The following is a 1054-nucleotide window of genomic DNA, read 5'->3' as shown; positions in this document are numbered from 1 at the left end:
GTGTTGTTTCCCCGCGCCCGCCGCCCGGGCCCGGGCGGGCCCGCCGGGGGGGGGCGGCCCCGCCACCCCGCCGCTGGCCAAAAGATATCCATGGATTCCGGGCACCCATCGGAAATTCGCGTTGATTGCAATAGAGTCACGGAACAGGCGTCAATCGGCTGAGTTTCGCGCGGATTAAGGCGGAGGTTCGGACATGCGCATTCCGGCGCACTCGGTATGCACGGCTATTCGCGACGACATCGTCTCCGGGCAGTTCGAGCGGGGCGGCCGGCTCACCGAGGAGCAGCTCGCACGGCGCTACGGCGTCTCCCGCGTCCCGGTGCGCGAGGCCCTGCGCACGCTGGAGTCGGAGGGATTCGTGACCACGCGCCGCCATGTCGGCGCCTGTGTCGCCGAGCCCACCGAGCAGGAGGCGGCCGACCTGCTGGAGGTACGGCTGCTGCTGGAGCCGCTGGGCGCGGCGCGCGCGGCCCAGCGCCGTACGGAGGCCCACCTCAAGGTCCTGCGGGGCCTGGTCAGACTGGGCCAGGAGCGGGCCCGCAGAGGTCAGGGGGAGGACCTGCGGGCACTGGGAGCCTGGTTCCACGAGACGCTCGCCCAGGCGTCAGGAAGCCCCGCGCTCAGCGCGCTGCTCACCCAGCTCCGGCACAAGATCGCCTGGATGTACGTGGTGGAGCAGCCCAGCCACCCGGTGGAGTCCTGGGCGGAGCACGGCGCGATCGTGGACGCCGTGGCGCGCGGCGACGGCGAACGCGCGCGGGCGCTCACCGCCCTGCACGCCGAGCGCACGGTGGCGGTCCACCGGCTGCGCCGCCCCGGACGCGTCCCCGACCGCGCCCGCGAAAAGGTGAGGGCTTCGCAACACGCCGTAAACATCGCGAGCGCACAGCATTAACAATCGAGCCGTATACAAAAGAGAAGAAATAGGCGCGGCCTATTCTCTGCTGCCCGCACGAAAAGACGGAGCCGTGGGGGGGGGGGGGTCGCGGCGGCGGGCGCCGGGGGCCCCCCCGCCCGCCGGGGGCCGGGGCGCGCGGCGCCGCCCCCCGCGCCC

1 protein-coding gene is annotated in these 1054 nt (G+C 73.0%); it reads left to right on the top strand.

Annotation, left to right across the window (positions count from 1 at the left end):
- Window positions 1-193: 193 nt before the first annotated feature.
- Window positions 194-895 carry a GntR family transcriptional regulator gene (locus tag ACFXPK_RS29395; RefSeq protein ID WP_385080119.1) on the top strand — a complete coding sequence of 234 codons (702 nt, stop codon included), beginning with the start codon at window positions 194-196 and terminating at the stop codon, window positions 893-895.
- Window positions 896-1054 lie beyond the last annotated feature (159 nt).

Source organism: Streptomyces sp. NPDC059142 (assembly GCF_042755665.1).
In the GTDB taxonomy this organism is placed as follows: domain Bacteria; phylum Actinomycetota; class Actinomycetes; order Streptomycetales; family Streptomycetaceae; genus Streptomyces.
The sequence above is the reverse complement of the archived record's forward strand: the minus strand, read 5'-3'. Positions and strand labels throughout refer to the sequence as shown.